Consider the following 12,927-nt stretch of genomic DNA (forward strand, 5'->3'; position numbering starts at 1 on the left):
TTCCCGGAACTGTCGAGAACGCAACAGGTCGACCACAACAGGCGTAGCAGAGCGCTGCGCATGTTTCTTCCAGTACGGAAGCTGAACCCTATTTGCCTCGACAAGGAACCCAGCATGTCCAAGACCATTGCCGACCATCTCGCGCAAACCCTCGCAGCGGCAGGTGTTTCTCACATCTGGGGCGTTTCCGGTGACAGCCTCAACGGCCTGACCGACAGCCTGGAACGCACCGATTCGATTCGCTGGATGCACACCCGCCATGAAGAAGTCGCCGCCTTCGCCGCAGGCGCTCAGGCTGCCAGCAGCGGCAAACTGGCGGTTTGCGCCGGCAGTTGCGGACCCGGCAACCTGCACCTGATCAATGGCCTGTACGACTGCCACCGCAACCGCGTCCCGGTTCTTGCCATTGCTGCCCACATCCCGTCCTCGGAAATCGGCCTGGACTATTTCCAGGAAACCCACCCGCAGGAGTTATTCAAGGAGTGCAGCCATTTCGTCGAACTGGTCAGCAATCCCGAGCAATTCCCACGTGTGCTGGAGCGTGCGATGCGCTCCGCGATCAGCCAGAAGGGTGTGGCGGTGATCGTATTGCCCGGTGACGTCGCGCTCAGTGCTGCGCCCGACGTACCGGTCAAATGGGTTGAACCCACGCCACCAACTGTCGTTCCTGCTGAAAACGATCTGCAGGCCATGGTCGAGCTGCTCAATGACTCCAAAGCCACGACGCTGCTGTGCGGCGCTGGCTGCGCGGGTGCCCACGAACAGGTCGTTGCGCTGGCCGAAAAGCTCGGCGCGCCCATCGTGCATGCCCTGCGCGGCAAACAGCATGTCGAGTATGACAACCCCTTCGACGTCGGCATGACCGGGCTGATCGGCTTCAGCTCCGGCTACCACGCCATGCTGTCCTGCGACACGCTGGTGATCCTTGGCAGCAGCTTTCCGTATCGAAACTTCTATCCCGAGAACGCCAAAGTCATCCAGATCGACCTGGACCCGACCCAGCTCGGCCGTCGCACACCCGTGACCCTGGGGTTGACCGGCGGCGTGCGGGAAACCCTTGACGCGCTGCTGCCCAAACTCAAGCCGCACTCGGACCGCCGTTTCCTCGACAAGGTCCTCAAGCACTACGCCAAGGCCCGCGAAGAACTGGACGAACTGGCTACGCCCACGCCCGCCGACACGCCGATCCACCCGCAGTACCTCACGCGCCTGATCGACGAACAGGCCGACGCTGACGCTATCTTCACCGTTGACGTCGGCACGCCGACACTGTGGGCGGCGCGCTACCTGCACATGAACGGCCAGCGCAGCCTGCTGGGTTCGTTCAACCACGGCTCCATGGCCAACGCACTGCCCCAGGCGCTGGGCGCCAAGGCCGAACACCCGGATCGTCAGGTTGTGGCGCTGTGCGGCGACGGGGGGCTGTCCATGCTGATGGGCGACCTGCTGAGCATTCGTCAATTGAACCTGCCGATCAAAATGGTCGTGTTCAACAACAGCTCATTGGGCTTCGTCGACATGGAAATGAAAGCCGCTGGCTACGTGCCCCACGGCACCGATTTCCACGAAACCAACTTCGCCGGTGTGGCGCTGGGCGCCGGTATTCTGGGCATACGCGTACAAAGTGCCGAAGAACTGCCCGGTGCCTTGCGTAAAGCCTTCGACCATCCCGGCCCGGTGCTGATCGACGTCGTGACCGCCAAGCAGGAGCTGGGGATCCCGCCAAAAATCAAACTTGCCCAGGCCAAAGGCTTCAGCCTGTACATGATGCGCGCCGTGTTCAGCGGCCGTGGCAGCGAAGTGCTGGAACTGGCCAAAACCAACCTGCGTTAATCACACAAGGGCAGGGGCTCGTCAGGCCGGTCGGCGGGGTGATTCACTCCGTCACTGGTCTGCACCGGTCCCAGATCGAACGGGTTTACACCCTCCAGGCAAGCGACGTTGTAGCCAAACTCATGCGGATTGGAGCGTCGCCGATGGTGCGTATAAACCCCGCACCGGCCGCAGAAATAATGCTCCGCCGTGCGGCTGTTGAACTGATACAGCTTCAGCATTTTCTGGCCGTGGATCACGCGAACACCATCTTCCGCCACCGTCGCAACGATGGCACCTCGGCGTCGACACAACGAACAGTCGCAGCGCCTGGGGTCTACAATGCCGTCCGGCAAATCCAGTTCCAATACGACTGCTCCGCAGTGGCAGGATGCGAGATGAGTGGGTTTGATCTCGGTTGGGCCGACTGATTTGATCATGGGGGATCCCTCCTTGTTGTTTTCAGGTTAACGCTTGAGGGGGAGGTTGCCCAATCCGATGGTCGATTCGTGCTGATCATCCATTTGCGAGCGAAGTACTGCTTCGCGGTACTATTAGATATCGAATTGCCATGTCAGCAGAACAAGGATGTCCATTATGCGTATTCCCGTCACACTCGCTCTGCTTGTAGCGCTGTCCGGCTGTGCCGACTCTCACCAATGGTCGCCTTTGCAAAATGGTTCGGCCCGAATTGCCAAGACCGATAAAATCTACATCTCTACGCCTGCTGATGGTGAATACGGCGATCACGTTTACCTTGGCTCTGGCCGTAATACGTCCGGCATTATTTCCGGCGCTGTCAGCAAACGATCTCGTTGGATGCGCGTAGGCGCCGTTGCCGACAATTTTCAGGACGCTCTCGCACAGGCCCAGAGCATTGGGCAGGATGTTCTGATCTATCCGACGATCTTGCACTGGGAAGACCGGGCAACAGAGTGGTCAATGATTCCTGACAAGGTCGAGATAAAGGTCGATGTGGTGCAAGTGTCGTCGGGCGATGTAATCAGCTCTGGAATCATCAAGGGAAAAAGCGGGCTGTCGACGCTGGGCGGGGACCATCCACAAGACTTGTTGCCCGAGCCGGTTGCTGAGTTTGTGGACTCGCTTTTTCTCTGATGGAGGGGGGCTTTTCAGGCCCTCCGCTGCTCGGTAATGCCAGATACGATGAACCCCAACAGTGAGAGCCGGCTTGGAACTGTCCATAGCTGGCAGCGCGTCTCCAACGGTTGGAGGTTTGGTTCGAAGGAGTATTGAACACGTCGCGCGAACTCTTACGGCACACCCATACAATCCTCCCGCCCCACATTCGTGCCTACTGACGTCAAAGCCTCGCCTCGCAGGCACTTTGATCATAAGCCCACGGAATCCTTCTCATGAATCGCAACGACCTGCGCCGCGTCGACCTCAATCTGCTGGTGATTTTTGAAGCGTTGATGTTCGAGCGCAATCTCACGCGTGTGGCGGAAAAACTGTTTATCGGTCAGCCCGCCGTGAGTGCGGCGCTGGGGCGGTTGCGTGATCTGTTTGATGACCAGTTGCTGCTGCGCAACGGACGGGCAATGGAGCCGACTGTGCGGGCGCTGGACATTCTCAAGGAGATACGCCCGGCGCTGGACACCATTTCCGGGGCGGTGAGTCGGGCCAAGGAGTTCGACCCTTCGACCAGTAACGACGTGTTCCGCATCGGCCTGTCCGATGACGCGGAGTTTGGTTTGCTGCCGCCACTGCTCTCGCGTCTGCGGGAAGAGGCGCCGGGGATCATTGTGGTGATTCGTCGGGCCAACTACCTGTTGTTGCCTGCGCTGCTAGCCTCTGGGGAGATTTCGGTCGGGGTCAGTTACACCGTCGATCTGCCGGCCAATGCCAAGCGCAAGAAGCTGCGGGACATCGGTTGCAAGGTGATCCGGGGCGATGCTCGACCGGAGCCGTTGACGCTGGACGAGTATTGCGAGCGGCAGCACGCGATGGTGTCGTTCTCCGGCGATCTGAGCGGCAATATCGATCTGGACCTCGCTCGCGTCGGACGCGCACGCAAGGTGGTGCTGGCGGTGCCCCAGTTCAATGGGTTGCGGGCGTTGCTGGCAGGTACTGAGTTGATCGCCACGGTGCCGGATTACGCTGCGTGTGCGCTGATCGAAGGCTGCCAGTTGCGCGCTGAAGAGCCGCCGTTTCCGATCGTCCCCGCCGAGCTGTCGATGGTGTGGAGCGGGGTGCATGACAACGACCCGGCCGAGCGCTGGTTGCGTGGGCGTATTGCCGAGTACATGGCAGGGCCGCTGGACATCAAGACGCCGCAGTAAGGCAGGCCAAAACAAAGACAGCACATACGTTCAATTTCTGACGCTGGTTTGACGGCAGTATCGTCGACATCCTGAGCCGTACAGATTCGACTGGCCAGGATCCGAATTCAATTTCTGTTTCTGGAGCCTCTGGCCATGTCCGAACCCATCCGTCTTGATACCGAAGCTCGTGTCGTCGGCAGTGCGGTCTTCAATGAAGTCGTCACCCTGGTGATCAAGCACCGGGTCAAGACCGGGCAGGAAAGTGCCTACGAGAGCTGGCTGCGCCGCATCGTGACAATTGCCAGCGGCAAACCCGGTCACTTGGGCGTCGATGTGATCCGTGCGAAGGAAGGCGGACTGCAGATGTTCACCAGCGTGCTGCGTTTTCATTCGACGCAGGCCATGCAGGACTGGCTCGACTCTGATGAACGCAAAAAGCTGGTGCAGGAGGCCGAGCCGATGCTTGCCGATGGCGACCAGACCCTGGTCAATCCGCATAACGAATTCTGGTTCACCCCGACCACCGAAGAAGGCAGTCCGCCGCCGCGCTGGAAGCAGGCGTGCGTGTCGTTCATGGTCATTCTGCCACTGACACTGTTCGTGCCGCTGTTCTGGGGACCGATCTTTGCCCGCGTATCGTGGCTGTCCAGCTACTTCGTCAGTACTGCGCTGGTAACCATCACCATCGTGCTGCTGGTGGTGTACCTGATGATGCCGGCCGCGACCCGCCTGATGGCGCCATGGCTCAACGCGTCCGCGAAAAAATCACAGGGAAAGTGATCCGATGACAGACGACAAAACCGATCTGCAACGGCGCCGTTTCATTGCCAAAGGCTCGTTATTGAGCGCGGCTGCGGCAATTCTTCCTTCTCTGTCTTTCTCCGGCCTCGCCGGTGCCTCTCAATCTTCCGCCAAAGGTGTAGCGATGAATGTCGAACTGATTCTGTTCAATGGTCAATTCCATACGGTTGACCGCGAAAAGCCCAAAGCCAGTGCTGTGGCGATCAGCGGTGGCCGGTTTGTTGCGGTGGGCAGTGATGCTGAAGTCATGGCCATGCGCGGCAGTGCGACACAGGTGATCGACCTCAAGCAGCGCACGGTGATCCCGGGCCTCAACGACTCTCACCTGCACCTGATTCGTGGCGGCCTGAACTACAACCTCGAACTGCGTTGGGAAGGCGTGCCATCCGTTGTCGATGCGCTGCGCATGCTCAAGGATCAGGCTGATCGCACGCCGACGCCGCAATGGGTGCGTGTGGTGGGTGGCTGGAACGAATTCCAGTTCGCCGAAAAACGCATGCCGACGCTTGAAGAGCTGAACCAGGCTGCGCCCGATACGCCGGTGTTCGTCCTGCACTTGTATGACCGCGCGTTGCTAAACCGCGCTGCGTTGCGCGTTGCAGGTTATACCCGCGACACGCCGAACCCGCCGGGTGGCGAGATCGTGCGTGATTCGCAAGGCAATCCGACCGGCATGCTCGTGGCCAAGCCCAACGCGATGATTCTGTATTCGACGCTGGCCAAGGGGCCGAAGCTGCCGCTGGAATATCAGGTCAACTCGACGCGGCAGTTCATGCGTGAACTCAACCGTCTGGGCCTGACCAGCGCCATCGACGCCGGTGGCGGCTTCCAGAACTATCCCGATGATTACGCCGTCATCGAGCAACTGGCGCGTGAAAAACAGCTGACAGTGCGTATTGCCTACAACCTGTTTACCCAGAAGCCCAAGGAAGAGCTGGCCGACTTCAAGAACTGGACCAGCAGCGTGAAGTTGCATCAGGGCGATGACTTCCTGCGGCACAACGGGGCAGGGGAGATGCTGACCTTCTCGGCTGCCGACTTCGAAGACTTCCTCGAACCTCGTCCGGACCTGCCGCCTGGCATGGAAGGCGATCTGGAGCCTGTGGTGCGGCATCTGGTCGAGCATCGCTGGCCGTTCCGTCTGCACGCCACCTACGACGAATCCATCAGCCGCATGCTGGACGTGTTCGAGAAGGTCAACCGCGATATCCCGTTCAATGGTCTGCCGTGGTTCTTCGACCACTGCGAAACCATTACGCCGAAGAACATCGAGCGTGTTCGTGCGCTGGGCGGCGGTATCGCGATTCAGGACCGCATGGCGTTCCAGGGCGAGTATTTCGTGGAGCGCTACGGCGCCAAGGCTGCCGAAATGACGCCGCCGATCAAGCGCATGCTGTCCGAAGGCGTGCCGGTCGGCGCGGGCACCGATGCCACGCGGGTGTCCAGCTACAACCCGTGGACCTCGCTGTACTGGATGGTCAGTGGCCGCACCGTCGGCGGTCTGGAGCTCTACCCCGAAGGGCTGCCACGCGAGACGGCGCTGGAACTGTTTACCCATGGCAGCGCCTGGTTCTCGTCGGAACAGGGCAAGAAAGGCCAGATCAAGGTCGGGCAACTGGCCGACGTAGTGGCGCTTTCTGCGGACTACTTCAGCGTCGAGCCTGAAGCCATCAAATGGATCGAATCGGTGCTGACCGTGGTTGACGGCAAGGTCGTATACGGCAGCGGCGATTTCGAAACCCTCGCGCCGCCAACTCTGCCGGTGCTGCCGGACTGGTCGCCGGTGGCCAAGGTTCCGGGTCACTGGCGTCCGACTTCGCCGATGGTCGCCCAGGTGCATCAGTGCAGCGGCCCTTGCGCCGTGCACTCCCACAGCCATGAGCGCGCGCGACTTTCCAACGCGCCGGTCAGCGATTTCCAGGGTTTCTGGGGCGCATTCGGCTGTTCCTGCTTCGCTTTCTGATCGGATTACCCAGGACGCACGGGGCCGCAGGGCCCCGTGCCATTAGCGACAACCTTAAAGGAGTCAACCATGAGCACCGCAACCCCTTACAACCGTTTGAACAAAGACGACGCCGCCGTTTTGCTGGTCGATCATCAGACCGGTCTGATCTCGCTGGTGCAGGATTTCTCGCCCAACGAATTCAAGAACAACGTACTGGCACTGGGCGATCTGGCCAAGTTCTTCGGCCTGCCGACCATCCTGACCACCAGCTTTGAATCCGGCCCGAACGGTCCGCTGGTGCCTGAGCTGAAGGAAATGTTCCCGGACGCGCCTTACATCCCGCGTCCAGGCCAGATCAACGCCTGGGATAACGATGATTTCGTCGCAGCGGTCAAGGCGACCGGCCGCAAGCAATTGATCATTGCCGGTGTCGTGACCGACGTCTGCGTAGCGTTCCCGACTCTGTGCGCGCTGGCTGAAGGCTTCGAAGTGTTTGTGGTCACCGATGCTTCCGGCACCTTCAACGAAACCGTTCAGAAAGCGGCCTGGGCACGCATGAGCGCGGCCGGCGCACAACTGGTCAACTGGTTCTCGGTGGCCTGCGAGCTGCAGATCGACTGGCGCAACGACATGGAAGGCCTGGCCAACCTGTTGTCCCAGCGCATCCCGAACTACCGCAACCTGATGAACAGCTACAGCGCTTTTACCGCCAAATAACCTGCGGTTCCAGGCGGCACAGTGACTATACGGTCACTGTGCCGTTTTTTTTTGCCTTGTCGGACAATTATGTAGTGCGTGAAAATAATCACTACATAATGAATGACGACCCCGGTTTCCTTTTGCATTATGCAGCTGTCTCCCTGATCGGGAGCGCCGCAAAGATGTATTGAACAGGCTCGGCAAGCCGTCGAGATGTTCCCGGATGTAGGCTGCCCACAAGGCAGATTGATGAAGCTGAACTGGCATGATCGTCCTGATGAGCAGGCGAGAGGCTGGCGAAACGTTCTCATGAAGCTTGTGGTTGATCGTCCGATGATCTTCAGGCCTTTGGGTTTCGCTACTTCTTCTCTCTTCGATGACGCTGCCATGTAGCGGCTTTACATCAAGGCTACCTGCAATTCCTTGAGGGCTGGATCTGTATTCGACGAACACTCCATCGTGTTTCGTGCATGAATCGTCTGGCACATGAACTTGATGTATCAACCATTGAACTGCTTACGAGCGAAGGAGCATCAACATGAACATGAACAATCAACCGAACATTGATGAACTGGCTCGTCTGTTTGCGGCCCGCAAAGATACGCTGGATAACCACATTGCCTGGATTTCCAATTCCGGCGAAGTTCATGTGGACCCCATGACGCCGCACACTCAGGAAGATGAGTTCCGCGACGCTCATCCCGAGTTGCGCGCCGCGCTGGGCATGTTCCGCCGGGGTATGGGCTACGTCGGCAAGAAGGCGGCCGCTGACCGGTCCTACATGGAAAGCACGCTGCAGGCGCTGAAGAACGAGTGGCAGAACAGCCGCCGTCAGGCGCACAGTCGAGTGGCCTGAAACGATTGAAGTTTCGACCGGGAAGTTTTACCGGTAAACGTTGCCAGCTGAAGAACAGGTCCGCTTCCTTGTCAGGCAGGGTGGCGGACTTGCCACTGATCAGCCAATTAACTAACGACGCTTTGACAGGGAACATTTCGTTCAACTGAAAGAGTGTTCTTCTCCACGTTGTACATCCCCAATCCTTGTCTAACTTCCTTGCAAGGTGGTTGCTGCCGGTCGCGATTGTCGACGGTTTTTTGCGTTTATCGCTTCCTCGCCGTTTTTTCACGGTCCAGACACGTCTCAGCAGTGAAGCTTGCCAATTTCCGGTGTTTCCAGCGGTCTCTTTGTACCAGCCCGGCTAACTGCCTGTTTCAAATCTGAAAAAAATCTCGTCTTATTGTTGTACAAAGCGGTGTCACTGTTATAGATTTTTATCACGAGTCAGCGTGTTTGGCGCTGTTTTTGCCGGTTTCGGTATAGACCACACCGCTGACTCTACTGACTTTCTTCAACCGCTGGCGTCCTTGCCAACGGTCCTGCAAGAGGCTGACGATGGTTGCGCCGAGATGGTTATTGATCGTGGTGCTGTTGCTCAGTGGCGGTGTTCAGGCCAGTTGGCGTGAAGCGCTGCCGAATGCTCAGGTCGTCGGTTCCGGCGAGCTCACCCTGTTCGGGTTCCGGATCTACACCGCCAGACTTCTGAGTCCCGCCACGCCTTTCACAGTCAATTCGCCCATGGCGCTTGAACTGACCTACCACCGCGACATTGACCGGCAAGATCTGGTCGACGCCAGCATCGATGAAATCAAGCGCATTTCCGGCAAGTCTGTCACGGCCGAGCAGTTGGAAGCCTGGCGGCAGCAGATGAGTCAGGCGTTTGTCGACGTCCAGCCAGGCATGAAAATTACCGGTGTCTATCTGCCTGGACGCGAGGCGCGGTTCTACGTGGGCGAGAAGCTTCAGCACGTTGTGCCGGACAGTGCGTTCGCCAAAGCGTTCTTCGACATCTGGCTCGACCCGAAAACCCGCAATCCTGAACTCCGGGAACGTTTGCTGGGCAAGGCGGAATCTTGAAAATTCATGGAGGGCTCATGCTCAGAAAGTGGTTGTTGTTGCTGTGTCTCGGTTCAGTCCTCGCGGGCTGTGGTGGCGTTCCGGTTACCCGATACAGTCAGGAAACACCGAAGCTCGACCTTCGTGAATACTTCACCGGCCGCACAGAAGCCTGGGGCATGTTTCAGAAGCGCTCGGGCGAGGTCACCAAGCGCTTTCACGTGATCATCAATGGCCACAGTGAAGGCGAAGTGCTAGTGATGCATGAGGCCTTCAGTTACAGCGATGGCACCAAGCAGGTTCGCGAATGGCGCCTGCGTCCGGACGGGCCGGGGCACTGGACGGGTACAGCGGGTGATGTAGTAGGCGTGGCCAGTGGCGAGGTGTCTGGCAACAGCTTTCATTGGCGCTACGTGCTGAGACTGCCGGTGAACGGCACCGAGTATGACGTTAGCCTGGACGACTGGATGTACATGATCGACAAGCAGACCATGGCCAACCGTTCATCCATGACCAAGCTGGGCGTGGAAGTCGGTCAGATCACTCTGTTTTTCCGCAAGCAGGACATGCCGAAATAATTGTGAACCGGCATTAACCGCCGGTCATGTTCATGAAGCGCACCACCTGCACGCCATCGTCATGGGTGAAGTTGTGGCTCCACGGCTTGATCTGCATGGCATCGATGATTGCCTTTTCCAGCTTGTGCGGCTGACCCGGGTTGGCTCTTAACACTGACTTCAGGTCAACCGAGTGCTCGTTGCCCAGGCACAGCAACAGGCGACCTTCTACCGTCAAACGAACCCGATTGCAGGTGCCGCAGAAGTTGTGGCTGTGCGGGGAGATAAAACCGATACGAATGCCCGGCGCCTCGGCCAGCCGCCAGTAGCGTGACGGGCCTTGCGTCGAATCCGTGGAAGGCACCAGCGTGTAGCGTTCGGCAATGCGCTCACGTACCTGGTCGCTGGAACAGAAGGATTCAGCGCGGCTGTGCTCGCTGATGATACCCAACGGCATTTCTTCGATGAACGACACATCCAGATTGCGATCGATGGCGAAGGCCAACAGATCGTTGACCTCATGATCGTTGCGACCCTGCATCACCACACAGTTGAGCTTGGTGTGGGTGAAACCGGCGGCGTTGGCTGCATCGATACCGGCGATGACCTTGTTCAGTTCGCCGGTCCGGGTCAACTCACGAAAACGGGCCGGGTCCAGGCTGTCGAGGCTGATATTCAAACGCGTAACGCCCGCGTCGAACAGAGGTTTGGCCAGTTTGTCGAGCTGCGAGCCATTGGTGGTCATGCACAGTTCGCGCAAGCCGGGCAGGGCAGCGATGCGCTCGCACAGGCCCACCACGCCGGCGCGCACCAGTGGCTCTCCACCGGTCAGACGAATCTTGCGCGTTCCCAGCGCAACAAAGCGCTCGGCCACCTGGAGAATTTCTTCCAGCGAAAGGATCTGTTGCCGAGGCAGAAACGTCATCTCTTCGGCCATGCAATACACGCAGCGGAAATCGCACCGGTCGGTCACTGACATGCGCAGATAATCGACTTTGCGGGCAAAGCGGTCCATCAGGACGGGTTCTGACATTTAACCTTCTTACTTGATCGATCAATGAAGTGGCTGCCCGATTTGGACGCCACTGCACGGAAGGAGTTTGATTTTTCGAGCGTGCCGTACAGACCCATAGTAGCCACAGGTCCCGATTATTGCACTGCTATTGAACTGGCTTCATGCCAGCAACGCTACCGAGTCGAAATGCCGCAGTCCAATCGCTTGTTCCAATGGCCTGATCGACTTGATCTATGGCATCCCCCGTGCCCTTTATTCCGGGGCAATACCGGCCTTGGAACTGCGCTCGTAGCGCTCCAGCAGTGGCTGGATACTGATGCCGTGTACCAGAATGCTCAGCGCCACGACTGACAGCGTCATGCCGATCACTAAATGGCCTACGTCTTCAGCCAGGCCGTGGGACAGGGCAAAACACAGATAATACAGGCTGCCGATGCCGCGGATCCCGAACCAGCCGACCAGCGCTTTCTGTCGTTTATTGAGCAGGCGTTTGCTGATCAGCAGCCAGACACTCACAGGCCGGATGATGCAAAACAGCGCCAACCCCAGACCGATGGCGCGCCAGTCCCAGTAAATGGCCAGCGCTGCGCCCAACAAGGTGATCAGCAGCACTTCCATGGCCCGCTCGACAAGACTGCCGAACGCCAGCATGTCGCCCATCATGACGCCTGCAGCCAGTTGTGAGTCGCTCAGTTCCTCGGCTTCAGCCACCGTGCCTTTCTCGATCGAGCCGGTCATGTGTCCGAGCACCGGTTGCGCGACGTGTTCGGAAGGCACCTCCGAGCGAGTGATGCGCGCTTCTGCCTGACGCAAGCCAACCCCGGCCGCGAACACCGAGAGAAAGCCAAAGGCGTTTACGCTTTGCGCGACCACGTAGGACAGCGCGATAAGGGCCAGCGCCAGATAGTCATTGGGCGAGGAGGTGCTGTCCGAATTTCTGATGCGCAAAAAAATCATCAAATGCCCCACGCCACGGCCCATGCCGTAACCAATCAGCAAGCCGGCAGGGACGGCCCAGATCAGGTGCTTGAAGAACCACAATTGCACCCAGTCTGCCGTGCTCTCGCCAGAGCTCAGGTACAGCAGCGCGAAGATCACAAAGGGGAACGCCGTGCCATCGTTCAGCCCCGCCTCGCCGGACAACCCGAAGCGCAGCCGGTCCTGGTCCTGCGCATTGTTGACCTGCACCATCCCGGCCAGCACCGGGTCGGTCGGCGACAGCACCGCGCCCAGCAGCAACGCGATCCCCCACGTCAGGCCGAACAGGTAATGCGCGGCGATGGACACACCAGCAATGGACGCCAGCATCACCGGCCCCGCCAGCCAATAGGCCGAATGCCAGGCCTTGCCGCGCAACGGCAGACGCAATTTGATGCCGGTGCTGAACAACGAAAACAGCACCGCGGCTTCAGTGAGGCGCTCCAGCCATTCGTAGGACTCCTTGAAGTCCAGATCCAGAACGCCAAGCCACATGGGGCCAATGCCGAAGCCAAACGCCAGGCACACCGCCGAGGTGGTGACCGGCATCCAGCGCAAATAGGAAGACGTTAATGCCAACAGCATCAACAGCGCGCCGAGCACGCTCATGCAGACAATGAAACTCATAATGGAGGATTCGCCGTGAAAGCGCCTTGAAAAGAGGGCGTAACCTTGGGACTGCCTTCCGGGGAAATAAGTTGAAATAATTTGTTCACGGGTTGATGAGCGTGCTTTTCGCTGATCAGGTCACTCTGATCGTTCCCACTTTGCGCTCATCGTTATACACACGTCAGCCTCAACACTGATCGTGCCCATCGCTCCGCGTGGGCATGCATCTCGTGACGCTCCGCGTCACAAATGGCACAGATTGCGGATTCAGTGAGCCGAGCGCATGACGTGGAAAACGCTGGAGCTTTCGCACACATCTGCGCCACATTCGAGAG

12 protein-coding genes are annotated in these 12,927 nt (G+C 58.8%); 9 read left to right on the forward strand and 3 right to left on the reverse strand.

Annotated elements, in window-relative coordinates; genetic code table 11:
• Window positions 1–114 precede the first annotated feature (114 nt).
• A complete protein-coding gene (poxB, locus tag AC0IXS_RS26145; protein ID WP_471826072.1) occupies window positions 115–1,833 on the forward strand; it encodes a ubiquinone-dependent pyruvate dehydrogenase in 1,719 nt (572 codons plus the stop codon).
• Here the strand turns inward: poxB and AC0IXS_RS26150 are convergent.
• Window positions 1,830–2,252 (reverse strand): GFA family protein, encoded by a 423-nt coding sequence (locus tag AC0IXS_RS26150; RefSeq protein WP_122574350.1) that lies wholly within the window; start codon window positions 2,250–2,252, stop codon window positions 1,830–1,832. The genes poxB and AC0IXS_RS26150 overlap by 4 nt on opposite strands.
• A 157-nt stretch (window positions 2,253–2,409) precedes the next feature.
• Between AC0IXS_RS26150 and AC0IXS_RS26155 the strand changes: the two genes are divergently transcribed.
• The 8 genes from AC0IXS_RS26155 to AC0IXS_RS26190 all read left to right on the forward strand — a co-directional run bounded on the left by AC0IXS_RS26155 (window position 2,410) and on the right by AC0IXS_RS26190 (window position 10,011).
• The gene (locus AC0IXS_RS26155) at window positions 2,410–2,928 is read left to right on the forward strand and encodes a DUF4823 domain-containing protein (RefSeq protein WP_137203068.1); all 519 of its coding nucleotides are present in this window, start codon (window positions 2,410–2,412) and stop codon (window positions 2,926–2,928) included.
• 257 nt (window positions 2,929–3,185) lie between these two features.
• On the forward strand, window positions 3,186–4,112 hold the full coding sequence (locus AC0IXS_RS26160) for a LysR substrate-binding domain-containing protein (protein ID WP_004885300.1): 927 nt from the start codon (window positions 3,186–3,188) through the stop codon (window positions 4,110–4,112).
• Window positions 4,113–4,247: 135 nt separating this feature from the next.
• Window positions 4,248–4,874: an antibiotic biosynthesis monooxygenase gene (locus AC0IXS_RS26165; RefSeq protein ID WP_029242744.1), complete on the forward strand. Its 627-nt coding sequence runs from the start codon at window positions 4,248–4,250 to the stop codon at window positions 4,872–4,874.
• Between the two features lie 145 nt (window positions 4,875–5,019).
• On the forward strand, window positions 5,020–6,858 hold the full coding sequence (locus AC0IXS_RS26170; protein ID WP_029242745.1) for an amidohydrolase: 1,839 nt from the start codon (window positions 5,020–5,022) through the stop codon (window positions 6,856–6,858).
• 69 nt (window positions 6,859–6,927) lie between these two features.
• Window positions 6,928–7,557 carry an isochorismate family cysteine hydrolase YcaC gene (gene ycaC, locus AC0IXS_RS26175; protein WP_004885305.1) on the forward strand — a complete coding sequence of 210 codons (630 nt, stop codon included), beginning with the start codon at window positions 6,928–6,930 and terminating at the stop codon, window positions 7,555–7,557.
• Between the two features lie 520 nt (window positions 7,558–8,077).
• On the forward strand, window positions 8,078–8,395 hold the full coding sequence (locus tag AC0IXS_RS26180) for a hypothetical protein (protein ID WP_057409223.1): 318 nt from the start codon (window positions 8,078–8,080) through the stop codon (window positions 8,393–8,395).
• Between the two features lie 537 nt (window positions 8,396–8,932).
• A complete protein-coding gene (locus tag AC0IXS_RS26185; protein ID WP_025996100.1) occupies window positions 8,933–9,454 on the forward strand; it encodes a chalcone isomerase family protein in 522 nt (173 codons plus the stop codon).
• Between the two features lie 17 nt (window positions 9,455–9,471).
• A complete protein-coding gene (locus AC0IXS_RS26190; RefSeq protein WP_471826076.1) occupies window positions 9,472–10,011 on the forward strand; it encodes a DUF3833 domain-containing protein in 540 nt (179 codons plus the stop codon).
• Between the two features lie 13 nt (window positions 10,012–10,024).
• Here AC0IXS_RS26190 and moaA read toward each other — a convergent pair whose 3' ends face one another.
• Window positions 10,025–11,023, reverse strand: coding sequence for a GTP 3',8-cyclase MoaA (gene moaA / locus AC0IXS_RS26195; protein WP_057409225.1), 999 nt, complete (start codon window positions 11,021–11,023; stop codon window positions 10,025–10,027).
• A 234-nt stretch (window positions 11,024–11,257) separates the two neighbouring features.
• Window positions 11,258–12,610, reverse strand: coding sequence for a cation:proton antiporter (locus AC0IXS_RS26200; protein ID WP_471826078.1), 1,353 nt, complete (start codon window positions 12,608–12,610; stop codon window positions 11,258–11,260).
• Between the last annotated feature and the right edge of the window lie 317 nt (window positions 12,611–12,927).

Source organism: Pseudomonas sp. AC016, assembly GCF_979253365.1.

What these genes read in the sequence shown, in the direction of transcription:
- AC0IXS_RS26165 (WP_029242744.1), top strand. Translation starts at nt 4,248, where the DNA reads ATGTCCGAACCCATCCGTCTTGATACCGAAGCTCGTGTCGTCGGCAGT.
- AC0IXS_RS26190 (WP_471826076.1), top strand. Translation starts at nt 9,472, where the DNA reads ATGCTCAGAAAGTGGTTGTTGTTGCTGTGTCTCGGTTCAGTCCTCGCG.
- AC0IXS_RS26160 (WP_004885300.1), top strand. Translation starts at nt 3,186, where the DNA reads ATGAATCGCAACGACCTGCGCCGCGTCGACCTCAATCTGCTGGTGATT.
- AC0IXS_RS26200 (WP_471826078.1), bottom strand. Translation starts at nt 12,610, where the DNA reads ATGAGTTTCATTGTCTGCATGAGCGTGCTCGGCGCGCTGTTGATGCTG.
- AC0IXS_RS26185 (WP_025996100.1), top strand. Translation starts at nt 8,933, where the DNA reads ATGGTTGCGCCGAGATGGTTATTGATCGTGGTGCTGTTGCTCAGTGGC.
- AC0IXS_RS26155 (WP_137203068.1), top strand. Translation starts at nt 2,410, where the DNA reads ATGCGTATTCCCGTCACACTCGCTCTGCTTGTAGCGCTGTCCGGCTGT.
- poxB (WP_471826072.1), top strand. Translation starts at nt 115, where the DNA reads ATGTCCAAGACCATTGCCGACCATCTCGCGCAAACCCTCGCAGCGGCA.
- AC0IXS_RS26180 (WP_057409223.1), top strand. Translation starts at nt 8,078, where the DNA reads ATGAACATGAACAATCAACCGAACATTGATGAACTGGCTCGTCTGTTT.
- AC0IXS_RS26170 (WP_029242745.1), top strand. Translation starts at nt 5,020, where the DNA reads ATGAATGTCGAACTGATTCTGTTCAATGGTCAATTCCATACGGTTGAC.
- AC0IXS_RS26150 (WP_122574350.1), bottom strand. Translation starts at nt 2,252, where the DNA reads ATGATCAAATCAGTCGGCCCAACCGAGATCAAACCCACTCATCTCGCA.
- ycaC (WP_004885305.1), top strand. Translation starts at nt 6,928, where the DNA reads ATGAGCACCGCAACCCCTTACAACCGTTTGAACAAAGACGACGCCGCC.
- moaA (WP_057409225.1), bottom strand. Translation starts at nt 11,023, where the DNA reads ATGTCAGAACCCGTCCTGATGGACCGCTTTGCCCGCAAAGTCGATTAT.